General features: G+C 62.3%; 16 protein-coding genes and 1 pseudogene. 5 read left to right on the top strand and 12 right to left on the bottom strand.

Translation table 11 applies throughout. The features are described 5' to 3' along the window. Positions 1-9: 9 nt before the first annotated feature. Positions 10-1,311, bottom strand: a complete 1,302-nt coding sequence (locus ASF66_RS20635; protein WP_056845184.1) for an NAD(P)/FAD-dependent oxidoreductase — start codon at positions 1,309-1,311, stop codon at positions 10-12. Positions 1,312-1,779: 468 nt separating this feature from the next. Between ASF66_RS20635 and ASF66_RS20630 the strand changes: the two genes are divergently transcribed. Beyond that, a complete protein-coding gene (locus ASF66_RS20630) occupies positions 1,780-3,123 on the top strand; it encodes an MFS transporter (protein WP_056845183.1) in 1,344 nt (447 codons plus the stop codon). A 9-nt stretch (positions 3,124-3,132) separates the two neighbouring features. On the opposite strand, the gene ASF66_RS20625 is transcribed toward ASF66_RS20630, so the two are convergent. Beyond that, on the bottom strand, positions 3,133-4,092 hold the full coding sequence (locus ASF66_RS20625) for a sensor domain-containing diguanylate cyclase (protein WP_056845182.1): 960 nt from the start codon (positions 4,090-4,092) through the stop codon (positions 3,133-3,135). Between the two features lie 3 nt (positions 4,093-4,095). Further along, entirely contained in the window at positions 4,096-5,094 is a 999-nt protein-coding gene (locus tag ASF66_RS20620; protein ID WP_056845181.1) for a response regulator, read from the bottom strand. A 372-nt stretch (positions 5,095-5,466) separates the two neighbouring features. Between ASF66_RS20620 and ASF66_RS20615 the strand changes: the two genes are divergently transcribed. From ASF66_RS20615 to ASF66_RS23365, 3 genes and pseudogenes are all read left to right on the top strand, one after another. After that, entirely contained in the window at positions 5,467-7,053 is a 1,587-nt protein-coding gene (locus ASF66_RS20615) for an aldehyde dehydrogenase (NADP(+)) (protein WP_056845180.1), read from the top strand. 326 nt (positions 7,054-7,379) lie between these two features. Next, a pseudogene (locus ASF66_RS23370) lies at positions 7,380-8,258 on the top strand (methyl-accepting chemotaxis protein); the annotation flags it as partial. Positions 8,259-8,297: 39 nt separating this feature from the next. Further along, complete coding sequence (locus ASF66_RS23365) at positions 8,298-9,161, top strand: methyl-accepting chemotaxis protein (RefSeq protein ID WP_414705042.1); 864 nt, start codon at positions 8,298-8,300, stop codon at positions 9,159-9,161. 141 nt (positions 9,162-9,302) lie between these two features. Here ASF66_RS23365 and ASF66_RS20605 read toward each other — a convergent pair whose 3' ends face one another. From ASF66_RS20605 to ASF66_RS20580, 6 genes are all read right to left on the bottom strand, one after another. Then, positions 9,303-10,721, bottom strand: coding sequence for a hypothetical protein (locus ASF66_RS20605; RefSeq protein ID WP_056845178.1), 1,419 nt, complete (start codon positions 10,719-10,721; stop codon positions 9,303-9,305). 91 nt (positions 10,722-10,812) lie between these two features. Then, a complete protein-coding gene (locus ASF66_RS20600; RefSeq protein ID WP_056845177.1) occupies positions 10,813-11,709 on the bottom strand; it encodes a LysR family transcriptional regulator in 897 nt (298 codons plus the stop codon). Between the two features lie 68 nt (positions 11,710-11,777). Further along, positions 11,778-12,359 (bottom strand): NAD(P)H-dependent oxidoreductase, encoded by a 582-nt coding sequence (locus ASF66_RS20595; protein ID WP_056845176.1) that lies wholly within the window; start codon positions 12,357-12,359, stop codon positions 11,778-11,780. A 201-nt stretch (positions 12,360-12,560) separates the two neighbouring features. Continuing rightward, entirely contained in the window at positions 12,561-13,775 is a 1,215-nt protein-coding gene (locus ASF66_RS20590; RefSeq protein WP_056845175.1) for an aldose 1-epimerase family protein, read from the bottom strand. Between the two features lie 158 nt (positions 13,776-13,933). Then, on the bottom strand, positions 13,934-14,824 hold the full coding sequence (gene mmsB / locus ASF66_RS20585) for a 3-hydroxyisobutyrate dehydrogenase (RefSeq protein WP_056845174.1): 891 nt from the start codon (positions 14,822-14,824) through the stop codon (positions 13,934-13,936). A 10-nt stretch (positions 14,825-14,834) separates the two neighbouring features. Then, on the bottom strand, positions 14,835-16,361 hold the full coding sequence (locus ASF66_RS20580; RefSeq protein WP_056845173.1) for a CoA-acylating methylmalonate-semialdehyde dehydrogenase: 1,527 nt from the start codon (positions 16,359-16,361) through the stop codon (positions 14,835-14,837). A 100-nt stretch (positions 16,362-16,461) separates the two neighbouring features. On the opposite strand from ASF66_RS20580, the gene ASF66_RS20575 reads away from it, so the two are divergent. Then, a complete protein-coding gene (locus tag ASF66_RS20575) occupies positions 16,462-17,388 on the top strand; it encodes a LysR family transcriptional regulator (protein ID WP_056845172.1) in 927 nt (308 codons plus the stop codon). 28 nt (positions 17,389-17,416) lie between these two features. Here the strand turns inward: ASF66_RS20575 and recD are convergent, their stop codons facing one another. The 3 genes from recD to recC are packed head-to-tail and all read right to left on the bottom strand — an operon-like array spanning position 17,417 to position 26,672. Beyond that, positions 17,417-19,504, bottom strand: a complete 2,088-nt coding sequence (gene recD / locus ASF66_RS20570) for an exodeoxyribonuclease V subunit alpha (RefSeq protein WP_056845171.1) — start codon at positions 19,502-19,504, stop codon at positions 17,417-17,419. Next, complete coding sequence (gene recB / locus ASF66_RS20565; protein ID WP_056845170.1) at positions 19,501-23,196, bottom strand: exodeoxyribonuclease V subunit beta; 3,696 nt, start codon at positions 23,194-23,196, stop codon at positions 19,501-19,503. Before recB ends, recD begins: the two co-directional genes overlap by 4 nt. After that, entirely contained in the window at positions 23,193-26,672 is a 3,480-nt protein-coding gene (gene recC, locus ASF66_RS20560; RefSeq protein ID WP_056845169.1) for an exodeoxyribonuclease V subunit gamma, read from the bottom strand. Before recC ends, recB begins: the two co-directional genes overlap by 4 nt. Between the last annotated feature and the right edge of the window lie 261 nt (positions 26,673-26,933).

The raw sequence follows: 26,933 nt of genomic DNA, 5'->3' as shown, positions 1-26,933 counted from the left end.
AAACGCGCCTCATCGGGCGAACCGGGCGAAACGAAACGGCGCAGGATCGACCAGGGGTTGGTCGCCGGTGATCAGATCGGCCATCAGGTGGCCGGCGCCCGGTCCGATGCCGAAACCATGCCCGGAGAAGCCGGTGGCCAGATAGAAACCCGGCAGGCTCTGCACCTGATCCATCACCGGGACGATATCGGGTGTGACATCGATCAGCCCCGCCCAGCGCTGCTCGATCCGCGCCTGGGCAAAGATCGGGAATTGCTCGGCGAGCATGCTCAGGGCCTTGTCGAGGTAGGCGTCCACCGGCTTGGGATCGTACAAGCGCTGTGTCTCGAACGGTGAAGCCTGGGCATTGCTCCAGCGTTTGGGCGTGTTGAGTTCCTGCCAGCTCTGGCGGGTCACGCGCAGGCGGTATTCGTGGTGATGCGCCCTGACCATGGGCAGAAAGTCGGGCAGGTAGCGAAAGCTGTCCGGCACCAGCGCCGCCACGTTGGCGTTGCGCAAGGCCACGGTGTAGCCGCCGTCGGCGCGCTTTCTGAACGAGACCTTCTCGGTGGCTACGGCGCACTCCGGCCCGCCCGGCAGCGGTCCGGTGCGCATCACCGAACCCAGCACGCGCAGCTGCGGCAGGCGGATGCCCAGGTTGCCGCAGAACAGGCTCGACCAGGCGCCCGCCGCCAGCACGACGCTGGTGCATTTGATTTCGCCCAGTTCGGTGACCACCGAGCTGACCTTTCCCGCGGTGGTTTCGACACTGCGCGCGGCACAGCGCACGAACAGCTTGGCGCCGCGTGCGCGTGCCCCTTCGGCGATGGCCGCCGTGGCGATGTCCGGCTCGGCGCGACCGTCGCTTTCGGTGAACAGCGCACCGGTCCAGGAGGCCGGCACCTTGGCTTGCAGGCGCGCCTGAATCTGGACGGTGTCGAGCAGCCGCGCCTCGATGCCCAGCGGTTTGGCCTGATCCAGCCAGCTGACCTTGGCTGCCAGCTCGGCTGCCGATTCGCAGGCATAGAGAATGCCGGAGCGGGTGAAGCCTGTCTCGTGGCGCAGCTTGCTGGCCCAGCCGTCCCACAGTTTCAGACTGGCGATGGCCAACGGCACTTCGGCGACGTCACGGCCCATGGTCCGCACCCAGCCCCAATTGCGCGACGACTGTTCGTGGGCGACGCCGCTCTTTTCCACCAGCACCACCGACACGCCCCGCTCGGCCAGAAAGAAGGCCGTGCACACGCCGATGATGCCGCCGCCGATGATGACCACATCGGCGCTGTCGGGCAGAGAAGTGTCGCTGTCGACGTGGGAAATGAGCGGGTACATGGGAACGCCTGCCAATGTCGGTGTCCCTACATCTACGCCTTGGCGCGGCGAGCGGCAAGTCTTGGGGACGTGGCGCGCTCATGCTCTCACATGCTGAGACAACGCCTGGGGCAATGGAAAATTATCCGAATTTTTTCAGTCATTTTTTGCAACACCTTAGCCGCCATGAGACGTGGCCTGCGGCCATTACCACCGGGCACGTTGTCGCAGGCAACGCCCGCCCGGGCGGTTGCGCTGAATCGTTTCAGATGCGATAACAAATAAGCAAACGGCGCGAAAATCTCAAATAAAGCAGATTACAGGGCCCATGCACGCCGTACGCCGGCGATCCTGCTGTGCCCCTCCTGACCCGCCGATTTGTGCCACCGCTGCGTGGCGATTTGCTCTTCACCGAGCCTGCCTTCCAACCTCATCGAGGCCATTCATTCGGCGCGCCCAAGCGCCGTGCTGCAAAAAAGGAACGGACCATTGAGCAATCAATCCACTCCGAACACCCCCCTCTCTCGCCTGTGCGACAAGATCGGCATCCCCTACCCCATGTTCTGGGGCTTCGTCGGCCTGCTGATCTTCATGATCGGCGACGGCGTCGAACTGGGTTACCTCTCCCCGTTTCTCAGTGACCGCGGCATGCCCGAGGGTGAAATCGCCATGGTGTTCACGCTGTATGGCGTCACCGTCGGCATCTCCTCCTGGCTGGCCGGCGCACTGTCGAATATCTGGGGGCCGAAACGGGTCATGATGCTGGGCCTGTTGATCTGGAGCGTGTTCGAGGTTCTGTTCCTGATCTATGGCCTGGAAACCCTGAGCTACAAGATGATCCTGCTGACCTACGGTCTGCGCGGCTTCGGCTATCCGCTGTTCGCCTATGGGTTTCTGGTGTGGATCGCCGCCGCGACACCGTCGCGCAAGATGGGTCTGGCCGTTGGCTGGTTCTGGGTGGCTTATGCAGCAGGTCTGCCGACCCTGGGTTCGCTGGTGGCGAGCGTGAGCATTCCGCTGATCGGGGCGTTGCAGACTTTCTGGCTGTCGTTCGCGCTGGTGGTCATCGGTGGTTTGATCGGCCTGATCGGCATGCGTGAAGCCCACGGCATGCGCCGCCTCGCACCCGAGGGCGAGAAGCCGCTGGTGTCGATGGCCAAGAACGTCACCATCATGTGGTCGCACCCCAAGGTGACCCTGGCCGGTGTGGTGCGCATCATCAACACCTCGTCGATGTTCGGTTTTCTGGTGGTGCTGCCGGGGTTCTTCATGGACACGGTGGGGTTCACCCTGGAGCAATGGCTGCAACTGCTGACCATCGTCTTCGTGTTCAACATCATCGGCAACATGGGTTCCAGCGTCATCAGCACGCGGATCGGCTATCGCAATACCATCCTCTGGCTGGGTGCCATCGGTAGCACGATCACCACGCCGCTGTTCTTCTTCATGCCGCAGGCCTTTCCCGACAACTTCCTGCTGGCCTCGGTGTTCGGCGCGCTGTATGGCCTGACCCTGGCGTGCTTCGTGCCGCTGTCGGCACTGGCGCCGGCCCTGGCGCCGCACAACAAGGCCGCCGCGCTGTCGGTGCTGAGTCTGGGTGCAGGCGCGTCCACTTGGGTGGGCCCTGCGGTGGTGGCGATCTTCAATGAAAGCTTCGGCTTGGAAGGCGTTGTCTGGGCCTTTACTGGCCTGTACGCGTTGAGTGCGGTATTGACGGTGTTCCTGAAGGATCCCGAGCCGGTGCATGAGCCGTTGTTCAGCAAGACCAAGCGCCGGATCAAAGTCCGTGCGCCGCGTCTGGACTATCGCTGGGCGCATGCCACCAAGGAGTGATCGTCCCGGTCAGGGCCGCTCGTAGACGGTCACCCGATTGCGGCCAGCGCGCTTGGAGGCATACAGCGCCTGGTCGGCCCATTCGATCAGTTGCTGGTGTTCGATGCTGGGGTAGCCGAGGTCGGCTACCCCCAGGCTGATGGTGAAGCGGATCGGGCCGCTTTCGTGCTCGACCACTTCAGCCTCGACGGCCTGACGCAACCGCTCGGCCAATATGGCGCCGCCTTCCTTGTCGGTGTCCGGCAGCAGCACGGCGAACTCCTCGCCGCCGTAGCGTCCGGCAATGTCGGCGTCACGAACCAATCCGCGCAGCACCTGCGCCACGCGCTGAATGACCTGGTCGCCCACCTGATGGCCATAGGTGTCGTTGACCCGTTTGAAATGATCGATGTCGAACATGATCAACGAGGTGGCGTGGCCGTAACGCCCGTGCCGGACGTACTCGACCTTCAGCGCTTCTTCCCAATGGCCACGGTTGCACAGCCCGGTGAGGCGATCGGTGCTCGACAGCTTCTGCAATTGCAGGTTGGAGGCCTGCAATTGCCGCCGGTTGATGGCCACGTCGGTGACATCGTAGATCACCACGCAGATGTGCTTGACCTCACCATGGGTGGAGCGCAGTGGCAGGATGGTGGTGTTCTGATACATGAACGCCTCCTGCCCGGTGATCGGCTGGTAGTTCTTGAAACGCAGCAGGTACGGACGCTGCTCCCAGATGGTGAAGGCCGGGGTGCCAAGGGTAACCACGCTGCTGACCTTCTTGCGGAACCACTCGCAATCGATCTCCGGGAACAAGCTGAAGAAGCAGTGTCCGATGGCGTCCTTGGGCTGCACGCCGGAGCGGTTTTCCATGAAGGTGTTCCAGACCTGCACTTGGTAATCGCTGTCGAGCACCACCACGCCCACGTCAATGCTCTGGGTAATCGCCAGCAGCCAGTGAAATTCGTCGAGTTCGATAGGTCGGCTCATGGTTCAGTTCATCAGGTAGTCGAGCTTGTCGCGCAGCAACGGTACCGAGTCCTCGGTGAACAGCAGCAACAGGTCGAAGTGAATGCAGTGGCCTTCCAGGGCGTAGCTGATTTCCACGGTGAGGGTCTTTTTCCAGCGGTGCTTGCCGACGGCGATCAAATCGTCGATCGCGGCATGATTGCCAAGGATGTGCGGGTGGCTCTGGGAGAACATCACGTCCAGTTGCTGGGCCAGGCCGCTGAGGCAGGCGCCGATGATGACCGATGACAGATCCAGCAGCATCTCGAGGTCGGAGTAGTCGAGCGCGCTGCGGTTCATCAAGCGAGCCAGGTCGGCGATGTCGCAATCGTGGAAGATCAGCATCGCTTCGCCGGCAATACCGCCGCCGATGAACCCCTGACAGATGGCGGTGATCGGTTGCTCACTCTGCACGTCCGCCAACACCATGTGCAGCTCGCTGGCTTCGAGCAGGTTGACGTTGGGTACGGGCAGGTGGATGAACACGCCAAGCACTTTGGCCAGCATGGCGGCGGCCTGGCCCATGGCAACGTTGATGGCTTCGCGCAGGGCGTCGATGAAGCCGACGTGCAGCGTGCTGTCGCTGCTGCGACGCAGGGCTGTGCCAGTGGTTTTTTCCAGCAGACCAGCCTTGAGCAGCACCCGGCGCAGTTCTTCGGGTTCGGCCGGTTTCTTGATGAAGGCCAGCGCGCCCAACTCGCGGACCCGGCGCAGGGCCTGATCCTGAACGTCGCCCGAGACGACGATGACCTTGCACGGCAGGTTTTGCTCGCGCAGCGCGGCCAGGACCTGGTAGCCGTCCATGTCGGGCATGGTCAGGTCCAGCAACATCACATCGCCTTTCCCCTCGCGCACGGCCTCGAGCGCCTGGCGGCCGTTCACCGCCTGGGTCACAGTGGTGTCCCAATCCGCCGGCAGGGCGCGCAGCAGCTGCTTGCGAGCCATGTTCGAGTCATCGCAGATCAACAGGGGAATGGGCAGCATGTCCTCTCGTTCTCTCCATGGGGCGACGCGCATGATCGCCATTGATGCACCATTGCCCACCTTACCTCTAAGGCCCTGTCCGCCGCTACCTTGTGTGCTGGCTATTTGCTTTCATTCGGCGCGAATTACGATGTGGCTTACCGCGTTCAGCCTGATTCACCGCATCCACCGCCGACGCGGGGTTGCAAATCGATCACGCCAAGCCTCTGTAGCAGCGGTGCAAGCCGCGTCCGGGTGCACTGCGGGCTGCCTGATTCACCACATCGGCAGCCGAGGCGGCTACAGTGGGTGATTCGGGGGGCAACTTGCCCGGTATATGACCAAATTGTATGATGTCCGTTAACAACCCGCCCACAGGACACGGAGACAACAATGCCTAACATCCTCGGTCACAACTTCATCGGCGGCAACCGCAGCGCCAGTGGCGAGCCTAAACTCAAGAGTGTCGACGCCACCACCGGCGAGGCGCTTCCTTATGCCTTCTACCAAGCCACCGATGCCGAAGTCGACGCCGCCTGCCAGGCCGCCGACAACGCCTTCCTGGAATATCGCCAGCTGAGCCCCGCTCGCCGTGCCGAATTCCTGGACGCCATCGCTGACGAACTCGATGCCCTGGGCGATGACTTCGTGGCCATCGTCTGCCAGGAAACCGCCCTGCCTGCCGGCCGCATCCAAGGCGAGCGCGGTCGCACCAGCGGCCAGATGCGTCTGTTCGCCAAGGTCCTGCGCCGTGGCGACTTCCTTGGTGCCCGTATCGACCTCGCCCTGCCGGACCGCAAGCCGCTGCCGCGCGTTGATCTGCGCCAGTACCGCATCGGCGTCGGCCCAGTGGCCGTGTTTGGCGCCAGCAACTTCCCGCTCGCATTCTCCACGGCTGGTGGCGACACCGCCGCAGCCCTGGCTTCCGGCTGCCCAGTGGTGTTCAAGGCCCACAGCGGTCACATGGCGACAGCCGATCTGGTCGGCACCGCCATCATCCGCGCGGCGGAAAAAACCGGTATGCCCAAGGGCGTGTTCAACATGATTTTCGGTGCCGGCGTCGGTGAGCCGCTGGTCAAGCACCCGGCGATTCAGGCAGTCGGCTTCACCGGCTCGCTGAACGGCGGCAACGCGCTGTGCAAGATGGCTGCCGAGCGCGCCCAGCCGATCCCGGTGTTCGCTGAAATGTCCAGCATCAACCCGGTCGTGCTGCTGCCAGACGCCCTGGCCACCCGTGGCGAAACCGTGGCCAAAGAACTGGCGGCTTCCGTGGTGATGGGCGGTGGGCAGTTCTGCACCAACCCAGGCCTGGTGATCGGCGTTCGCTCGCCGGCCTTCAGTGCTTTCCTCGAGCACCTGCAAGCACAAATGGCAGCCCAGGCGCCACAAACCATGCTCAACGCCGGTGGCCTGCGCAGCTACAGCAAAGGCGTGGAACACCTGCTGTCGCACCAAGGCGTCACGCACCTGGCCGGCAACCCGCAGGAAGGGCAACAGGCTCAGGCACAGCTGTTCAAGGCCGACGTGAGCCTGCTGCTCAATGGCGACGAACTGCTTCAGGAAGAAGTGTTCGGCCCGGCCACCGTGGTGATCGAAGTCGCCGACGATGCCGAGCTCAAGACTGCCCTGCAATCGCTGCGTGGACAGCTGACCGCCACGCTGATCGGCGAAACTGGTACGGACCTGGTCAAGTACCAGTGGCTGGTGCCGGTGCTGGAGCAGAAAGTCGGTCGCATCCTGGTCAACGGCTACCCGACCGGCGTGGAAGTGTCCGATGCCATGGTCCACGGCGGCCCTTACCCAGCCACCTCCGATGCCCGCGGCACGTCGGTCGGCACCCTGGCGATCGACCGCTTCCTGCGTCCGGTCTGCTACCAGAACTACCCGGACGCGCTGCTGCCCGAAGCACTGCGCAATGCCAACCCGCTGGGCCTGCAGCGCCTGGTCAATGGCGAGTGGAGCTCACAGCCGATCGCATGACGCATCGGTAGTGACAATGAACGGCGCGATCTTGATCGCGCCGTTTTTTTTGCGTCAACGTTCTCACTTTTTGTTTCAGCTCTGCCGCCCGTGGCCGATATGGGGAAATCACCGAGACCTTTTCATGGCGACCGCCATAAGCACAACTATGGTCGTCCAGGTCTGACCCTTTACTGTCAGGAGCACATTTTATGAACGGCTGGTTCGGCAATATCAGCGTTACCCGAAAACTTGCATTGGGCTTCGGCCTGGTGCTGGTATTGACCGCGCTGTTGGCGCTGACCGGATGGACCAGCTTGAGCAGCCTGATCCAGCGCAGCAACTGGATGAGCGATATTTCCGAGCTCAACAACAGCCTGACCAAGCTGCGCATCGTGCGGCTGCAATACATGCTGGCCAACGGCGACGACGCTTCGGCGCAAACCGTTCAAACCCAGCTCGACGCTTTCAAGGCTCAGCAGCAGAAGCTGATCGAAGGGTTCAAGAGCCCGGAAAACCTGCAGCGGCTCAAAGCCCAGGCGGAACAGATCGAGGCGTACCAGAAGTCGCTCAACCAGATGCGCGACGGCTACAAGACGAGCAACGTGGCGCGGCAGAACATGACCGACACGGCAGCGGCCGCCACTGCACTGGTCGCTCAGATCAACGACGCCGTACTCGCCGTACCCGACATCGAGCTGCGCTTCGAAGAATTGCAGGCCAGCGCCCGGATTCGGGAATTGACCCAGCAGACGCGCTATGAAGTGCTTGCCTATGTCAGCAACGCCAACGAAAAATCCGAGCAGGCTGCATTCTCGCAGATGGACCGCGCCGCCGTCGAACTGCAACAACTGTCCACTCGCCTGCCTACCGAGCAGGCCCGCATGCAGCAGCTCATTGCCGCACTGGTCAATTACCGCAATGCGGTGACCAGCTTCAAAGCATCGATTGCCACCATCACTACCGCTCGCGCCGAAATGACCGTCGAAGGCTCGGAAATCGTCCGCCTCAGCGATGAGCTGTACAAGATCCAGATCCAGCGCCGCGACGCCGAAAGCGCCGAAGCGCGCAGCTATCAGATCGGCGCGGCACTGCTGGCATTGATCTTCGGCATCCTTGCCGCCTGGATCATCACCCGGCAGATCACCCGCCCTCTGCAGCAGACCCTGGACGTGGTCGAGCGCATCGCCAGTGGCGACCTCAGCCACGACTTGAAGGTGACGCGCAAGGACGAACTGGGCGTACTGCAGCAAGGCATCCAGCGCATGGGCGCCACCCTGCGCGAACTGATAGGTGGCATCCGCGACAGCGTCACCCAGATCGCCAGCGCCGCCGAAGAGCTGTCTGCCGTCACCGAGCAGACCAGTGCCGGGGTCAACAATCAGAAGGTCGAGACCGATCAGGTCGCCACCGCCATGCACGAGATGACCGCGACCGTTCAGGAAGTGGCTCGCAACGCCGAGCAGGCCTCGGTAGCTGCGACCACGGCCGACGAAGAGGCGCGCGAGGGCGACAAGGTCGTCGGCGAAGCGATTGCGCAGATCGAAAAGCTGGCCGAGGAAGTCCGCCGTTCCACCGAAGCGATGAACGCGCTGCAGAAGGAAAGCGACAAGATCGGCAGCGTCATGGACGTGATAAAGGCCGTGGCCGAACAAACCAACCTGCTGGCCCTCAACGCGGCCATCGAAGCGGCCCGTGCAGGCGAGGCCGGACGTGGTTTTGCGGTGGTGGCCGATGAAGTGCGCGGCCTGGCCCAGCGCACGCAGAAATCCACCGAGGAAATCGAAGGGCTGGTGGCAGGCTTGCAGTCGGGTACCCAACAGGTCGCCAGCGTCATGCTCAGCAGCCGTGGCCTGACCGACAGCAGTGTCGAACTGACGCGCCGCGCCGGCACGTCGCTGGAAAACATCACGCGCACGGTGTCCAGCATCCAGGCCATGAACCAGCAGATCGCCGCAGCCGCCGAGCAGCAGAGCTCGGTCGCCGAGGAAATCAGCCGCAGCATCATCAACGTGCGCGACGTGTCGGAACAGACCGCCTCGGCCAGCGAAGAAACCGCTGCCTCAAGCGTCGAACTGGCCCGCCTGGGTAATCAGCTGCAAATGATGGTCAGCCATTTCCGCGTCTGAGGCCTGCACCGCCCTGCTCCCCAGGCCACCTGTGGGAGCAGGCTCTGCCTACCTTGCTCCTCCAGAAATTGTGGGAGCGGGCTCTGCCCGCGAAGAAGTCGCCACAATCCTTCGCCACTACTACCCGCATCGGATGCCGATTCACTCCACTTCCTTCAACACCCGCTCTTCATGAAAGAAGTCATTGGGGTCCACCCCGGCGCGGAAGAAGTACCCGTAATCCTCTAGGTAATACAACGTCTCCACCCGCTTGAAACTGTCCTCCAGATGCGCACACCGCAGCTTCTTCGCCTGGCCGCTCAGACGGGCGTTGACCTGCGCGGCGGGCACCTGCTGTTCGACGCGGCAGTCGAACGCCTGGCGCGGCTTGCCGTACTCGCCCACCACGCTGTTGCTCATCTTGCCGTCGGTGACATAGCCCAACTGAGTGCCCACCGGCATGTTCTTCCAGTCGCCACTGAACGCGATGGCATTCAAGCCGATGTTATCCACCATCGGCGCCTCGCCGCTGTACACGGTCTGCTGGGCCAACGCGACCAGCCCGCGAAAGCTCACCGCCTGCCCCTCGAAGTTGCTGCCCTTGGTTCGCACCGCCAGCAGGCCCGACGCCTTGTCCTGGCTGAACGACTTCTCCTCGGTGAACGGCGCACTCTGCCCCTTGAGATGAGCGGTGCCGGTTTCCACCGTCCGCTTCAACTGCTTTGCCGGTGCCGGCAGGTTCAACTGTTTGACCGCCGACAACGCCGGCGCCTGCACCCTGGGCGTGGTCAGCACCAACGGTGCCTTGCTCCGCGGTTTGAATGCCGGCAACGCGGCCAGGCCCTCGGATTTGCCGCAGGCCGCATCGAACAGTAATCGATAGTCAGGATCGCTGCCCTTCACCGAGTAGGTCTTGGGCTCGAAGAACACCCCGCCATCGGTCACGGTGTTGTGTTCGTCCAGGTCATACCCGGCCAGCAGGCTGAAGGTCTGTTTGCCGCAGTCCAGCGCATAGCGTTCGCGCTTCTGTGCATAGGGCGCGTTGTACGGCAGGTCATGGCCGATGCTCGGCGAATCGTAGCCGGCCCAGAACTGCAACTGGCCGTCGACGGTGGACAGGCTGTTGCGATCGATCAGCACATACTGCTCGTCGCCCTTGCCCTTGAGCACCCGCCAATCCGGCTGGGGCGTTGTGGCGCAGGCACGCTGGAAGGCGGGGCTGGCGTTGAGCACTTCTACCTGGCCGGCAGGAATCGGACGCGCCGGCGCGTATTTGCCATCGGGGCTGGCGAAATAGATGCGCTTCACGCCATCCAGATAGATCAGGCTGGCGCTGGGGCTGGAACAGGCCGCATCGACCTGCAACAGAAAGCCGAACGGGGATGTCTCGCTCTTGGGCTGCAACAGCATGAAGCTCAGGCGGTCACCGTTGCGCATCACGCTCTGCGGCACGGGCGGCTGCGACATCGCCTCCTTGAACATGTCCTTGGCCTGTTCGTTGCCCAGGCTGCCGTCGTCGGGCCCCTTGCTGGAGCAGCTGGCCAGCGTGATGAGGGCGGCGAGCAATGCGATGCGCTTCATGATGAGTCCTGGCAGTGGCAATCAGGCTTCATGGTAAGCGGCGGATCGAAAGCGGTGCAATCCATCTGCGCCCGCGTCAGCAGGCATAGATTCAGCAGGCGTAAATGGCCAGCTTGTCCTGAATGAAGTCCAGGAAGCACTGAATCCGCAACGCCAACTGCGAATTGCGGTAGTACACCGCATGGATCGGCTGTCGATAGCCGCTGTTGGCCTCGGCCAGCACCACCTGCAAACGCCCCTGACGAATGTCTTCGTGGGTCATGAAATGCGACAGGCAGACAATCCCCTGCCCCTCCAGCGCCAACTGACGCAACGTTTCGCCACTGGACGCCGCGATCCGCGGCTGGATCTGCAACCGATCGCCCTCGGCATGACGCAACGGCCAGTGATTGAGGGTTTCAGTTTGGGTGAAGCCCAGCAGCACATGCTGGCTCAAGGCGGCGATAGTCTGGGGAACGCCATGGCGTTCGAGGTAGGCCGGGCTGGCGAGAATATTCAGCGGCGTGCAGCCCAGAGAGCGTGCATGCAAGGTCGAATCGGCCAGCACGCCGATGCGAATGGCGACGTCGGTGCTGTGTTCGATCAGATCGATGATCAGATCGTCGCTGTTGAGTTCCAACTGAATGTCCGGATAGCGCTCGCGAAATTCGGCCACGTACGGGACGATCGCGTGCAGCATGAACGGTGACGCGGCATTGATGCGCAAGCGCCCGGCCGGCGTCTGCTGACGCAGCGACAAGCGCTCTTCAAGCTCATCCATGCGCGCCAGGATGTCCTTGGCCTGCTCGAAGAAAAACCGCCCCTCCTCGGTCAGGTCCATGCGCCGCGTGGTGCGGTTGATCAGGGTCGTGTCCAGCTTGGCTTCAAGCTTGGACAAGGTGCGGCTGACCGCCGATGGGGTTTGCCCGAACTGCTCGGCGGCCGCGGAAATGGAGCCGCTCTGGATGACGGCGACGAAGACTTGCAGCTCATCGGATCGGGATTTCAAGGCAGGCCTCATCGGGTGTACCGGGACGTGCGCAACATACACCAATCGCTACCCGGGCGAGCGTACCGTCAGCCCAGCACCTTGGCCAGGTGCGCTTCATAGCGCGCGACGTCGTTGTCGATGTCGGGCCTCTTCATCACATCGACGCTGAGGAAGGTCGGCAAGGCGGTCATGTCGAGAAACTCGTTGGCCTTGTGGAACGGGAAGTACACCGCGTCCACCCCTTTGCCCTCGAAGAAATCGGCAGGATCGTCGAACGCCTGCTGCGGCGCGTTCCAGGTGGCCGAGATCATGTACTGCTTGCCCTTGAGCAAACCGCCGCTGCCATATTTCTGCGAAGCATCGGAACGCGTGCGGCCGTCGTTGGCGTAGAGGCTGCCATGGCCTTCAGTGAACACTTCGTCGATGTACTTTTTCACGGTCCACGGCGCGCCCATCCACCAGCCCGGCATCTGATAGATGATCACATCGGCCCACTGGTATTTCTGCACTTCTTCGGTCAGGTCGTAGCCGCCGTCGATGAAGGTCTGCTTCACATCGAAACCGGCGCGGTCCAGGTAGGCGACGGCGGCGTCATGCAGGGTCTGGTTGTAGCGACCGTCGGAGTGGGCGAACTGCTTGCCGCCGTTGAGCAGGAGAATCTTTTTCATGAAGAGGGCCTCGTTGACTGTGCGAGTAACATCGATGGGCGCAGTCTAGAGGCCTTGGTTGCGGGGAGTAAGGCAACGATACGCAAATGTATGTTGCCTGGAAGGCACGAATGAACGTTCATTCGTGCGATTTCCTTGGCGAGCCGAAATACGCGCGCCGGCCATGTCCACGCGGATTTCAGCTCATGATCAAAGCGCTTTCTACTCCTTGCTCAGGTCCACCAACGGTGTCTGCCGCACCTGGGTCTGGCGACCGTCGCGAATCGTGTCGATGGTCTTCAGCGCCTTGTCCACGGCAGGCTTGTCCGCCAGCAGGCTGTAGCTGATGCTGAACTGCTTCTGCTGCTTGGGCCCGATGGTCGGGACCAGGTTCAGGGGCCGCTGGTAACGGCGGTTATAGGAAAAGCTGGTGCCCGGCTCCAGCCCCGTCACGTACCCCTGGCCTTGCGTATCGGTGTTCTTCCACAGCGAGAACACCGGCAACTGCTGGACATTGAACCCCACCGCCACGCCCAGGCTGCCGGTCTTGTTGTGCAGCACGGTCAGCGTGTCGCCCTTGGCGTCGCCGTAGGGCACCACGTTGTAGACGGTTTCGTCATAGTCCTTGGTCGGCGCGCGATAGGTCTGCCAATCGCCCAGGTCGCCCTTGGCCTTGTCGTTGAACGGCGACACCTGTTTGACCGCTGCGGCGAACCGCGCGCCCTCCTCCAGGAACGGCGTGCTGAAGTTGCTGTGATACAGCGCCTGGTATTCCTTGGGGTAGTCGCCGTTGTTGGTCAGGGTGTCGTTGAGCACGAAACGAGCCGCGCCGGGTTCGGTCACCAGCTCGGTCTGTACGCTGAAGTCGACCTTCTTGAAAGCCTGCTCCTTCAGCTCGCCACGCACATGAATTGCATAGGGCGGCGCTTCGTCGATGTGCACCGTGACCTTGCTGGCCGGAATGTTCGCAGCGCGACCATGCAGGGTCAGCAACTCGCCATTGTCCATGCCGGGGTGACCGACCCATTCGTAACCGCAGCGGGTGACCAGCTCGTTGAAGCCTTCCAGCCAACCCAGACCGCCTCGGCCGTTGAGCTCAATGAAGGCCGGATTGACCACCTCCTTCACCGGCGAATCCCAGCCCATTCGCGCATCGCCGACCTGGGCATGGAGCACGTTCATGCCGCGCGTAGGCACCAGCGTCAGCTTCATGGTGCCGTTATCGATATCGATCAGGCTGACACCTTCCTGACGGCCGCCGTGCAGGGTTCGCATGGTGATGGAAAACGGCTTGTCGACTTTGACGCCCAACTGTTCGCTGGTGATGCGCTGGTTCTGCGCAGGCTTGTCGCTGTCCAGCAGCACGAAATCCCAGGCCAGGGCGTGAGAGCTGAGGGTGAACGCGGAGATGGCACAGGCGAGAGGGAGCAGTTTCATGGGGATGGGCCTTTATTGGAGTTATGAGGCAGCAGAGTGAAACGTTTCAGCTTTTGAGTCTAGTCTGCCTACGTCCATTTGGAAATCCATCTGTAGCAGCGGCGCGGGCCGCGTCCGCTGCCTGAAACATCTTTCCTCTACTACCTACAGGCCGCTGGTCACTCCATTGGGCGCTGGTACGCCTTGACGATCGCCGAAAAATCCAGCCCACCCTCCCCGCGCAAACTCATCGCCTGATACAACTGCTGCGCCACCGCCCCCAGGATCACCGGCTGGCGGGCCTGCTTGGCCGCCTCGGTCGCCAGGCCCAGATCCTTGAGCATCAGCTCGGCTCCAAAGCCCCCGCTATACCCACGAGCAGCCGGCGCTGTCTCGCTGACGCCCGGCCATGGATTGTAGGTGTCCGAACTCCAGCATCGCCCCGTAGAGCTGTTGATGATCCCGGCCAGCACTTGCGTATCGATGCCCAGCGCATTGCCCAGGGCCATGGCCTCGGAGACGCCGACCATGGAAATTCCCAGCAGCATGTTGTTGCAGATCTTGGCGATCTGCCCCGTGCCCACCTCACCACAGTGAACGATGTTGCGCCCCATCTGCGCCAGCACTGGCTGCAACTGGCCAAACAGTTCGGTCGAGGCGCCGACCATGAACGTCAGGGTGCCCGCCTGGGCGCCGCCAGTGCCACCCGATACCGGCGCATCGGCCAGGTCGACACCCTGCTTGGCCGCGGCGGCGGCAATGTCGCGCGCGGTCTGCGGATCGATGGTGCTGCAATCCACCGCCGGCGTACCGGAACGAATACCCGCCAGCACGCCCTCCTCGCCCAGGTAGACGCTGCGCACATGGGCGGCTGCCGGCAACATGGTGATCACCAGCTCGCCCTGCGCGGCGGCATCCTTCGGCGATGCGCTGATAAGGCCACCCAACTGCGCCAGTTCGGCAAGCACAGCCTGGTTGAGATCGAACAGGTGCAACGTATGGCCGGCCTTGAGCAGGTTGCGCGCCATGGGCGCGCCCATGTTGCCCAGGCCAATGAAAGCGATGTTCATGGCGGTGCTCCTACTTCAAGTTGATGGTGGTGTTGACGCCATCGTTCACGCTGTCGTCATCGAACCAGCGCGCCGTGACTGTCTTCGTCTGGGTATAGAACTGCACCACCTGCTTGCCGTAGGGTCCCAGATCGCCGAGCTTGGAACCGCGCGATCCGGTGAAGCTGAACGAAGGCACCGGCACGGGAATCGGGATATTGATGCCCACCTGGCCAACATCGATCTCGCTCTGGAACTTGCGCGCCGCCGCACCGCTCTGGGTGAACAGCCCCACACCGTTGCCGAACGGGTTGGCGTTGACCAAGGCGATGGCGTCATCGAGGGTGTCGACTTCCAGCGTGATCAGCACCGGCCCGAAAATCTCCTGCGTGTAGATCTGCATATCCGTGGTGACACCGCTGAACAAGGTCGGCCCCACGAAGTTGCCCTGCTCGTAACCGGGGACCTGCACACCGCGTCCATCGAGCTCCAGCTTGGCGCCTTCCTGCACCCCGCTGTCGATCAAACCCGTGACACGCTCCAGCGCACGCCGGGAAATCACCGGACCCACGTCGGTGCCCGGCTCGCTGCCTGCGTTGACCTTGAGTTTCTGCGCCAGCGCCTTCAGGTCCGGAATCCACTCCCGGGACTTGCCCACCAGCACCGCCACCGAAGTCGCCATGCAGCGCTGCCCGGCTGCACCGAACGCAGCGCCGACCAGCGCATTGAGGGTCTGCTCGCGGTTGGCGTCCGGCAATACCACGGCATGGTTCTTGGCTCCCATCATCGACTGCACACGTTTGCCCTGGCGGCCAGCCAGGTCATACACATGAGTGCCGACCGCAGTCGAGCCGACGAACGACACCGCTTTGATATCGGCGTGGGTGCACAGCGCATCCACCACTTCCTTGCCGCCATGCACCACGTTCAGCACGCCAGGCGGCACACCCGCCTCCAGCGCCAGCTCTACCAGCTGGACCGTGGACAGCGGATCCTGCTCGGACGGCTTGAGCACGAAGGTATTGCCGCAGACGATCGCCATCGGAAACATCCACAACGGAATCATCGCCGGAAAGTTGAACGGGGTGATCCCGGCACAGACGCCGATGGGCTGACGCAAGGTGTAGGTATCGACGCCCCCGGCCACGTTCTCGGCGAACTCGCCCATCTGCAGGCTGCCGATGGAGCAGGCGTGCTCGACCACTTCCAGGCCGCGGAAAATATCGCCTTCGGCGTCGGCAATGGTCTTGCCCTGCTCGGCACTCAAGGTCTGAGCGATCCGCTTGGAGTGTTCGCGAATCAGGGCCTGCAGCTTGAGCATGATGCGCATCCGCGCACCCAGCGGCGTCAGACGCCAGGTCTTGAACGCACGCTGCGCGGCAGCTACCGCGGCATTGACTTCATCGGTCGTGGCGAAGGGCACACGCGCCAGCACTTGCTGGGTGGCCGGGTTGACGACGTCGCGCCATTCCTGAGTGGTCGATGCGACCCATTGGCCATCGATCAGCAGTTTCACATCGTCGAGCTTGCTGGCATTCGGTTGAACGGACACGTTCATGGATGACCTCCGCGTATTTATTGTTGTGGCGAGACGGTTCTGCGGTGGAGTATAGAGGCTGCAAACATCTAACAAGAACTCACAATAAAGCCGGTCCAACATGCAAAAAGACCTTAGCAGCCTGAACTGGGACGACCTCAAGTTCTTTCTCGAAGTGGCCCGCACCCGCAAGGCCAGCATCGCGGCCAAACGCCTGGGGGTGGACTACACCACCGTTTCCCGACGCATCGGCTCGCTGGAAAACGCGCTGGGTACCCTGCTGTTCGAAAAATCACGGACCACCGGCTTCGTCCTCACTGCCGAAGGGCAGCGCCTGCTCGCGTCGGCCGAATCAATGGAAAGCACCCTGCACATGGCCTGCGAACAGGTTTCAGGCTCCGGCGTGGCACTGTCCGGACACATTCGCATGGGTTGCACCGAAGGCTTCGGCAGCTTCTTCATCACCCCGCAACTGAGTCACTTCGTCGACACCTATCCGGCAATCTCGGTCGACATCCTGCCGCTGCCGCACTTCATCAGCCTCTCCAAGCGCGAAGCCGATATCGTCATCGCGCTCGAACGCCCCGAACACGGGCCCTACGTCTGCTGCAAGCTCTGCGATTACCGACTGAAACTGTATGCCACACGCGCCTACCTGGATCGCCACCCGCCCATCGACAGCAGCGCCCAACTCAGCGGCCACCGCTTCATCAGCTACGTCGACGACCTGGCATTCAGCTCAGAGCTGCTCTACCTGAGCAAACTGCTGCCCAACGTCAACGCCGGACTGCGCAGCACCAGCGTGATCGCCCAGTACACTGCGGCGCTCCAGGGCCACGGGCTGGTCATCCTGCCCTGCTTCCTGGCCGCCCAGGACGAACGCCTGGTGGAGGTCCTGTCCGAGGAAATCGATATCACCCGGCAGTTCTGGATGTACTGCCGCGAGGACTTGCGCAAGCTGAAACGGATTACGCTGTTGTGGGATTACATTCGCAACGTGACCGAACGCAACGCACCGCTATTGATGGGAACCCCCGCCCCCCTGTAGCAGCGGCGCCAGCCGCGTCCTGTTCCACTCAGACGTTAGACTGCCACCCAAGCATCAACCCACTGAGCCTCTTCACCTTGCGCCGCACCGCTTCCTCAAACACACCCTTGCGGCTTTCGACCAGGGTGAACCAGTGTTTGGCACGCGTGATTCCGGTGTAGATCAACTCCTTGGTCAATACCGGATTCAACGCGTCCGGCAGGATCAGCGCCGTGTGCGCGAATTCGGAACCCTGAGATTTGTGCACCGTCATCGCGTACACCGTCTCCACGTCATTCAACCGACTGGGCAGCACGAAACGAATGCCGCCCTGCCCGTCGTTGCGCGGGAAGGCCACGCGCAAGACCCTTCGCTCGCGCCCGCCACCCTCGGGCAGCATAAGGGCGATGCCGATATCACCGTTCATCAAACCCAGGCCATAGTCGTTGCGGGTCATCAATACCGGACGGCCCTCGTACCAGGGTTGGCTTCCGTCGATCAGGCGCGCCTGCGTCAAGGCCTGGGTGGCGCGTGCGTTCAGGCTTTCTACCCCCCAAGGCCCTTTGCGCACGGCGCACAGCAACTGAAACTCGTCGAAAGCATTCAGCAACCCACGGGCCCAGGTTGCCCAGGCTTCATCTTCCAGTGGTGCTTCGGCCGGCGGTCGAGCCCTGTCGATCTGCTCAAGATAGCGGCGGTAGCCTTGAGGTCCATCGCTGCTGCGACCCTGCCCGTCCAGCAGCAGACGCAACAGTGCCGCATCGTGCTCACCCTTGAGTGGCAGCCAATGCACATCCTGGTACCGGCCTTCCTGGAGCAACGCACGCGCACCTTCGGCGTCCTGCAGGTTGACCCGGGCGGCCAACTGGCCGATGCCACTGTCCTCGCCGAACCGACGCGAGTGCCGCAACATGACCACCTGTTGTGCCAAGGCGTGATCACGCTCGTTACCTTCGAGCAAACCACTGTGCGCCAGATCCTCGCCGCTCACCTGCTCCAGCCAGGCCCGCGTCGCCGGGCTGTAATAGCCGGCCTCGGCCTGGCTGCATAGATCGCCCAGCACGGCCCCCGCCTCGACCGACGCCAACTGATCCTTGTCGCCCAGCAGCACCAGCCGCGCATGAGGCGGCAGCGCATCGAGCAGGTTAGCCATCATCTCGAGGTCGATCATCGAGGCCTCGTCGACCACCAACACGTCCAAGGGCAGAGGGTTGGCCGCATCGTGACGAAAATGCCGCGTACCTGGACGGCTTCCCAGCAGCCGGTGAACGGTGGTTACCTCAGTGGGAATGCGTGCCTTGATCGCCGCGTCCACTTCCAGGCTCTGGACCTGCAGGCTGATCGATTCCGTCAGCCGAGCCGCCGCCTTGCCGGTCGGTGCCGCCAGACGAATGCGCAGCGGTTTGTCCTGGGCAACGGCAGGCCCCTGCAACAGCGCCAGCAGGCGTACCACCGTGGTGGTCTTGCCGGTCCCCGGGCCGCCGGTGACGATACTGAAGGCGCCACGGGCCGCCAGCGCGCAGGCCAGCTTCTGCCAATCGATCCGCGCCCCATCGGCGGTGCCGAACAATTGCGTCAAACGCTGGGCAAGATCGTCCGGTATCGGCTCGTGCGCCTCCAGACGCTGGCGCAACGCATCACCGATGCGCCGCTCGTACGCCCAGTACCGACGCAGGTACAGACGTTGACTTGAAAGCACCAAGGGCGAGCTACCAGAAGTGTCGTCCCCGTTGCCCACCAATGGGCTATTCGCCAGACTGCTCAACCAGGCGTCGGCGCTCAGGCCCTCCAGCAACTGCGATGGCAGCAGGGCCACGCCTCCCTGCAGGTCGCCTTCAGGCGGCAGCGACAAGGCGAAATCCGGCGCCTGCAGCGTTGCTGCCAAGTCCAGGCAAACGTGTCCATGCCCAAGCTGGTGACTGGCCAAGGCAGCAGCCAGCAACACCAGGGGATCTCCCTGCGGATCGAGGTCAGCCAGAAACGCCACGAAGGCCTTGTCCAGCGCGCGCAGCCAGCCGCGCTCCACCCAGCGTTCGAGCAGCGCCAACAGGTCAGCCGTATGTGTGCGGGGCTGCAATCGAGCAAGGCTGTGTGCGTCCAGAGGCGTCGGCAACAGGTCGGCAAACGAGCGGGTCATGGTGTACTTTCCTCGAACAGGTCGGCCTGGACATCGCGGCGTCCGCCTTTGAACAACGCATCGAGCTCCTCGATGAGCTCACGTGGCGGACGCGTGAAGTACACCCCTTGACTGGGCGCCCCCAGGCCGCGCAGAAACACGAATACCGCACCTCCGACATGCTGGTCGTAGTCGTACTCCGGTAGCCGGGCTTTCAACTGTCGGTGCAAGGCGAGCAGGTACAGCACGTATTGCAGGTCGTAGCGGTTGGCCAGAATGGATTCGGTCATCGCCTCCTGGGTATAGGCATCATCATCCGGGCCCAGCCAGTTGGATTTGTAGTCGGCAACGTAATACTGGCCCTGATGCTCGAAGCACAGGTCGATGAAGCCCTTGAACATGCCATTGAGCATCGCCCCTTCGGCTGGCAGCCGAAGCACGCCTGGGTGAGTGTACTGGCGCACCAGAGCATCGAGGCGGGTCACGTCGACCTTGTGGCTGGCAAACCAGAACTCCATTTCGATCTGGTATTGATCGAGCTCAGCCATGCGTACCGGCGCGCGCTCGGATCCGAGGCGCAATGGCTCGTCGATGAAACGTCGCAGCCATTCGTCGAGGGTCGGGATCCAGCCGGTCCAGCCGCGCCGACTGCAACGGCGGGCGACGTTGTCGGCCAAACGTTCTGGAGCCGCCGCAACACTGGCAAACCCTTCGTGTCCCGCCCACTCCAGCAAACCGTGCAGAAAGGTCCCTGGACCCGGACCACGGGGGAAACGATGAATATCGCCGCTGGTGGCCGGCACTTCGCGCGGTACCTGGACGTCCAGGCGCTCATCGTCCATGAGCTTCTGCTCAAGCGCGCTGTCGGGCGCCTGATCGTCATCCGCGCTCAAGGTGTCGCTGATGCGCAACGCACTGTAGGAGGCTATCCACCAGTTTTCCCGCGCACTGCGCTTGGGTAGACGCAACTTGAGCAGCGCGGCATCGCTGCGCAACGGTATGTAGCGGGTCTCGTCCGCTTCCGGTACCGGCAGGCTCACGATGTCCGGGCATCCCGCACTCGCAGCCTGCAACCAGCTCGCAAGCTGGCTCGCATCGACCAGAGGCTGCCCGCCGCCCAACAGGTAACCAATGGCCGAGCGATGAAACACCGACTCCTTGGTCGTGCCGCGCTTGAGGTCCGCGATGCCGAGCCAACAGCTGTGTTGAGCCCGGGTCAAGGCCACGTAGAGCAGACGCAGATCCTCGGCCAGACGCTCGTCGTCGGCCAGCGCCACCTGTTCAGGCGTAGGGCTCAGCGTCAGTTGCGCCCGGTGTGACGCATCGTGATAGATCAACGGCAACCGCTTGCCATCGACCGGCTTGCAGCTGCAGATGAAGGGCAGGAAAACCAGCGCGTACTCCAGCCCCTTGGACTTGTGAATGGTCACCACCTTCACCAACTGCTCGTCGCTTTCCAGGCGCAGGATGTGCTCCTCGGCCGCGCTGCCGGACAGCGCCAGCTGTTCGCTCAGATGACGGATCAACGCTTGCTCACCATCCAGTTCGCTGGATGCCTGCTGCAACAGTTCGCACAGGTGCAGCAGGTTGGTCAGGATACGTTCGCCATCGTCGCGACCGATCAACGCCAACGGCAGGTCGAAGTCGTGCAGCAACCTGCGCAGCATCGGCAGCACACCCTGGCTGCGCCAGATGGTTCGATAGCTGCGGAACTGCATGACTCGCGCTTCCCATTCCAGCTCGCTGAGATTCAACTGCTCCAGTTCATGCAGCGAACGGTTCAGCGTCATGCTCGCCAAGGCAGCGCGCAATTGCCGCTCCGAATCGGGCTCGGCGCACGCCTTCAGCCAGGCCAGCAGATCGTGGGCCTCCTGTGCAGCGAACACCGAGTCCTTGTCCGACAGGTACACGCTGCGTACCCCGCGCTCGGTCAACTCGGCGCGCACAGCCTGAGCTTCCTTGCCATCGCGTACCAAAATGGCGATGTCGGCCGGCAAGATACCTCTGGCTTTGCGCCCCTCCACTTGAAAGCCACCTTGCCCGGCTTGGCCAGCGTTCAACAGGCGCACGATTTCGGCCGCGCAGGCAGCCGCCAGGGCCTTGCGATAGACAACACCCGAAACCGGCTGATCACTGGGCAATTGCCAGAGGGTCAGCGCCGGTATCGCCTGGCCCTCGACGACCAACGATTCCTTGCGCCCTTGGGCCTGCACATCGATGAACGGCACCGGATTGTCTCCACCCTGCCTGAAGAGGAACGCACCTCGTCCCTGCACACGCTGCTCGGCCTGCATGAACACATGGTTGACCGCCCCGACCATGGCCTGGGTTGACCGGAAATTTGTACCCAATGTATGCAGCCGGCCCTCGGTCGCACGACGTGCCTGCAGGTAGGTGTGTATATCGGCACCGCGAAAGGCGTAGATCGCCTGCTTCGGATCGCCGATCAGAAATAGACCGGTCTCCTGTTCGTTCTCCTCGATGTGATAGATACGCTCGAAAATGCGGTACTGAACCGGATCGGTGTCCTGAAACTCATCGATCAGGGCCACCGGGAACTGTTCGCGAATCAACTGGGCCAACTGCTCACCACCGGCGCCCTGAAGCGCACGGTCGAGCCGGACCAGCATATCGTCGAAGCCCATTTCCGCACGCCTGCGCTTCTCTTCCTCGAAGCGTTCGCCGATCCACTGGGCAGCATGCCTGAGCACCGCGCTTTCAGGTGTCGGCAGCGCCGCCAGCGCTGCGGGCAGCATGACCATCGCCTGCAATCCAGGATGATCAGGGGCCTCTCCCTTCCAGGCTTCGGCCATGCCTTCGGGGGTCAGGCGGGTAAAGCCGGTGCCGATATCCAGCTCGTGCTGATCCGGGTCGGTCGCCCAGGCCGTGATCTTCTCGAACCAGGGTTCGAAATAGCGGGCCTGCATCTTGCGACCGTCGACCGCCTTCGCCGCCACGGCCTGCAGGCAGATTTCACGCAACTCGATGGCCCACTGCGGCCAGGGTTTCTTGAGCTCGATCAAGGCTTGCTCGCGCTCGGCCAGAGCATGCTCGATCAGCTCGCCAGGTTCATCGCCCGAAGCGCCCTCGTGCGCATGGGCAAACAGCCCACGTACCCTGGTGAGCAACGCTGCGGGCCCGCCCAGATGAGCTCTTACCCAATCCAGAGCAGCGTCTTGCATCGGGTAGTAATAGCGCCGCCAATAATCGCGCACGACTTCGCCCAGCAGGTCGCTGTGATCGGTCTCCAGGCTCTGGGTGAACAAACTGCCGCTGTCGAATGCATGCTCGCGCAGCATGCGCTGGCACCAGCTATGAATGGTGGAAACAGCCGCCTCGTCCATCCATTGCGCAGCAATATCCAGTCGGGCTGCGCTGGCCGCCCACTGGGTGGTGTCGAATTCGTCGCGCAACTGCGCGATCAATGCATCCGGTGCCGCGATCTCGTCTCGAAAAAAACGAGCTGCTTCGGCCAGCCGTATGCGGATCCGCTCGCGCAGCTCCTTGGTCGCCGCATCGGTGAAGGTCACGACCAAGATCTGCGGAGGCAGCAGTTCGCGACCGAATCCGTTGATGTCCGCACCGTGGCCCAGGATCAAACGCAGATAGAGTGCGGAAATGGTGAATGTCTTGCCGGTGCCCGCGCTGGCTTCGATCAACTGACTGCCACGCAGGGGGAAGGCCAACGCCAATGGACGTTCAAGAGACGTCATGATCGGGCCTCCTGATCATCGACGGAGCGCCAGGGCGCTTCCAGCATGGGTTGGTAGAGCGTCTGAGCCCAACCCTCGAATTCTTCACTGTCGACCAGTGCATCGAAATCAGCGAACTGACGCATCAACGCCACCGCCTCCCGGCGCTCGCCATTGCTGGTCACCCCATCCCCCTCATAGGCTTTTCGTGCTGCCGCCAAGGCTTTCTCCTCATCAGTCTGCGAAAGCCAGGCCACGGCTGTCTTCACCGCTACCGGCAGAGGATGGGTCATGCCCGTCTGCCAGGCCAGCAAGAGATCGCTCAGCGCCGTTTGAGCCTGGTCCAGAGGCAATGGATCGAGCAACAAGGTATCGTCGCTGGCCACTACCGCCGTTGTCAGGGGCAGCCCCACGGCGCACGAGGCGAGATGCAAGACCCAGGGACGTATCAGACGATGCCATTTGCGCGAGCGCACGCCGCCGATGGCATTGGCGATCGTCGAAACGCTGAGGCAGTTGCCATCCTCGCGCTGGTACACGCCCGCCAGCCACCCCTCCAGCACGATGCCCTGTGCTTGGAAAGTGATCGGTAAAGCGCTGTCCAGCCGGGAAGGCCAGAGCACGAGCAACTGGCGATAGCGCTCGAGCAGATCGGGCAATGGTTCGATCAATTCTTCCCGCAGTCGCGTACCGAACTCTGCCATTGGCAAAAGACCGCTGCCCTGCAACTTGCGAGCGTGGTTCTCCAGCGCGTCGGTGATTTCACCGGCACTGGCCATGCCCGCACTGAGCAGGCTGTCACTGAGGGTGTAACGCTCCAGCGCATCGAGCACGAAGGGCTCGATATCGGACACCGGCTTCTCGGCCGACTCGAAGAAGACCTTGAGCCGCTGGCTGAAAAAGTGCCTGACAGGATTGCGCAGAAAATCCTGCAGTTGAGCCACGCTCAATGGCTCCTCCTGACGATGAGCAGGCAGCGTTGCCTGTGTATCTGCCACCGCCACCCCTGCGTGCAAGTGCTGCCACTCGCTGGCAAAACTGAAGAGCGCAGGATTTCCCTGATGAAAGTACCGAGCACTGAAAGGCTGAAGCGGATGCTCCAGCGTGAGCGCGTGCAAGAGCTTCTGTCCGCTAGCGGAACTGTCCAGTGCCTCGTCGCCTGACAGCCGCCAGCCACTGGCTAGGTGATCGCGCAACTGCCCGATCAGCACCGACGGTGGACGTTCGCTGTTGTCCCTGATGCTGCGCCCCACCCAGCTCATGTAGAGTTGCTCACGCGCCGAGAGCAGCGCTTCCAGCAGCAGGTAGCGGTCATCCTCGCGACGGGAACGGTCGCCTGGGCGGTAATCGCTGCCCATCAAGTCGAAATCCAGCGGCGGCTGCGCCCGCGGATAGTCGCCATCGTTCATACCCAACAGGCAGACGATCTTGAATGGAATGGCGCGCATCGGCATCAAGGTACAGAAGTTGACGGAGCCTGCCAGAAAGCGCTGGCTCAAGCGCCCCTGATCCAGCCCCGCGAGCCAGGCTTCACGCACCACCGTCAACGGCAATTGCTCGACCAGCCCCACCGCTTCGCAGGTTTCCAGCCACTCTTCACGCAGTTCCTCCAATTGATTGAGCAGGTATTCGTCATGCTCAGTCTCGGCAGTAAAGAACAGCTGCAGCAACTGATGCAGTCTGATACCCCACTGAGCAGGGGTGGCCGAACGATCAAGTTGCTGACAGGCCACTTCCAGCGCATCCAAAAGCGCTGCAAGCGGCCCGATAAGCGTTGCATCCAGGCCACCGATTTCGTCGTAGGGCTCAATGTCACTGCACCCTATTCCGGTTCCCACGGCATAACCAAGCAACATTCGTCGCAGCCCAAAGCGCCAGGTGTTCTGCTCCAGTTCGATCGGCAGTCCCATCTGCGTGCGTTGGCGTGCATCGAGACCCCAGCGAATACCCGCCCCTTCGATCCAGCGACGCAGCGTCGGCAGGTCCCGCTCCAGAATCGCAAATCGACTGCGCAGGGCAGGCACGTCGAGCAGATCAAGAATCTCGCTCACGGGGAAGCGACTGTCCGGCAACTTCAGCAGGTGCTCGACCGCTATGAGCAAAGGGTCACGCCCGCGTTGCCCTTGATCGGTGAGCGTGAAGGGGATGAATCTCCGGTCATCCCGGTCCAGTTGGCCAAACACTGCCCGAATATGGGGGGCGTAGCTGTCGATGTCGGGCACCATGACGATCACGTCACGTGGACGCAGCGCGGCATCGGCACTGAAGCGTGCCAACAGCTGATCGTGCAGAATCTCCACCTCGCGCTGCGCACTGTGGGCAACGTGGAAGCGAATGCTCTTGTCGGTCTTGATATTGACGCTGGGCCAGATCGACTGTGTTTCAGCCAGGGGGCGCAGCTCGAGGATGTCGTCCTGCAACTGACCCAACAGGTGTCGCGGCTCGCCTTCGCTGAAAAGGTCGATACGACCGTCGCCAAATGCAGCCTGATAGCTGGCGGGGTCGTCATAGCTGTCGAGCAGATTGATGTAGTCACGCCCTTGCTTGCCCCAGGCGGCGAGCAGGGGATGGGCGTGCTGATGCAGGTTGTCTGAATCCAATACGATCGGCATGCCCTGCTTGCGAGCCTGTCGCTTGTATTGATGACGCAGCAGGTCCTTGTCCGCCACGATATCGGCCCAATGGTGCCGACAGGGATTGTGCACACACAACAGCACCTGACTGAAGCGACCCAGCGCCGCCAAGGCTTCCAGGCCTTGGGCTGGTAACGAAGAGATACCGAACACGATCACACGCGATGGCAATGTCGAAGGCGCTTCATCCAGCGCCGCAGCAGCCTCCATGAAGCGTTGATGCACCCCCGCCCGGCTTTGTGCCATGCCTTCGGACCCTACATCCTCCAGCAACGCCCTCCACAACTCCGCTTGCCAGTAGTTGCCTGCTGGCAAGGGCTTGCTCAAACCTCGCCCATTGCGCAGTTGATGCTTGCCTACCGCCCAGTCCTGAAGCCAATCCGCGCGATAGACCTGGTACTGATCGAACAAGTCTGCCAGGCGCTCTGACAACTGGTAGCGCTTGCGCAGGTCGTTATCGTCGAGCAGGAAGCGCTGGAGAGGTTCGAAATGAGGCCGGTCGATCAGTTGCGGCAACAGACGCATCAAACGCCAGGTAAGCGGTGCCTTGTCGAGCAGCGAGGAAGAAGGAATCTGGTCGTGCCCTAATACGCTTCGATACAGCTGCCACATGAAACTACCAGGCAACTGCACATCCACCGCCGCCGAGATTCCTACCCCTCCTTCCTCATCCGTGCTTTCGTCCGCGGCGAGCGCAAGCTTGAGCCATTGAGCGATGCCATTGCTCTGCACCAGGATGATTTCGTTTTCCAGTGGACGCAGCGGGTACAGGCGCATCCAGCTCACGACAAGACTGCGCAGTTCGTCCAGGCGATTGCCATGTACAACCATGAAACCGGGGGTAAGAGGCGACATGGCCGACATGTGCGAAGTCCTTGAGGTAAGCGTGAATCAAGGATCAACCATATCAGATGTAGCTTTGTCAGTTGAGCCAGCCGGTTCTGCTCAACGTGTAAGAGACAACTGAATGTCGACTTGATAAGTAGGAGAGGTCTTACAGGGAAGCGCTAGAGAAAAAGCCGTACGAAGACAAAACCCCTACCTGCTTGCGCAGATAGGGGTTTCGGAATTGAATCTTGACGATGACCTACTCTCACATGGGGAAACCCCACACTACCATCGGCG

The sequence above is a fragment of the Pseudomonas sp. Leaf129 genome (genome assembly GCF_001423465.1).
Taxonomy (GTDB): Bacteria; Pseudomonadota; Gammaproteobacteria; order Pseudomonadales; family Pseudomonadaceae; genus Aquipseudomonas; species Aquipseudomonas coleopterorum.
This window is presented reverse-complemented; position numbering and strand designations above follow the sequence as displayed.

Bases quoted from the DNA above. Each gene is read 5' to 3' on its own strand.
- recB (WP_056845170.1), bottom strand. From the start codon at position 23,196: ATGACGTCTCTTGAACGTCCATTGGCGTTGGCCTTCCCCCTGCGTGGC.
- recD (WP_056845171.1), bottom strand. From the start codon at position 19,504: ATGACCCGCTCGTTTGCCGACCTGTTGCCGACGCCTCTGGACGCACAC.
- ASF66_RS20605 (WP_056845178.1), bottom strand. From the start codon at position 10,721: ATGAAGCGCATCGCATTGCTCGCCGCCCTCATCACGCTGGCCAGCTGC.
- ASF66_RS20595 (WP_056845176.1), bottom strand. From the start codon at position 12,359: ATGAAAAAGATTCTCCTGCTCAACGGCGGCAAGCAGTTCGCCCACTCC.
- ASF66_RS20620 (WP_056845181.1), bottom strand. From the start codon at position 5,094: ATGCTGCCCATTCCCCTGTTGATCTGCGATGACTCGAACATGGCTCGC.
- ASF66_RS20625 (WP_056845182.1), bottom strand. From the start codon at position 4,092: ATGAGCCGACCTATCGAACTCGACGAATTTCACTGGCTGCTGGCGATT.
- ASF66_RS20580 (WP_056845173.1), bottom strand. From the start codon at position 16,361: ATGAACGTGTCCGTTCAACCGAATGCCAGCAAGCTCGACGATGTGAAA.
- ASF66_RS20615 (WP_056845180.1), top strand. From the start codon at position 5,467: ATGCCTAACATCCTCGGTCACAACTTCATCGGCGGCAACCGCAGCGCC.
- ASF66_RS20635 (WP_056845184.1), bottom strand. From the start codon at position 1,311: ATGTACCCGCTCATTTCCCACGTCGACAGCGACACTTCTCTGCCCGAC.
- ASF66_RS20590 (WP_056845175.1), bottom strand. From the start codon at position 13,775: ATGAAACTGCTCCCTCTCGCCTGTGCCATCTCCGCGTTCACCCTCAGC.
- recC (WP_056845169.1), bottom strand. From the start codon at position 26,672: ATGTCGGCCATGTCGCCTCTTACCCCCGGTTTCATGGTTGTACATGGC.
- mmsB (WP_056845174.1), bottom strand. From the start codon at position 14,824: ATGAACATCGCTTTCATTGGCCTGGGCAACATGGGCGCGCCCATGGCG.
- ASF66_RS20575 (WP_056845172.1), top strand. From the start codon at position 16,462: ATGCAAAAAGACCTTAGCAGCCTGAACTGGGACGACCTCAAGTTCTTT.
- ASF66_RS23365 (WP_414705042.1), top strand. From the start codon at position 8,298: ATGGGCGCCACCCTGCGCGAACTGATAGGTGGCATCCGCGACAGCGTC.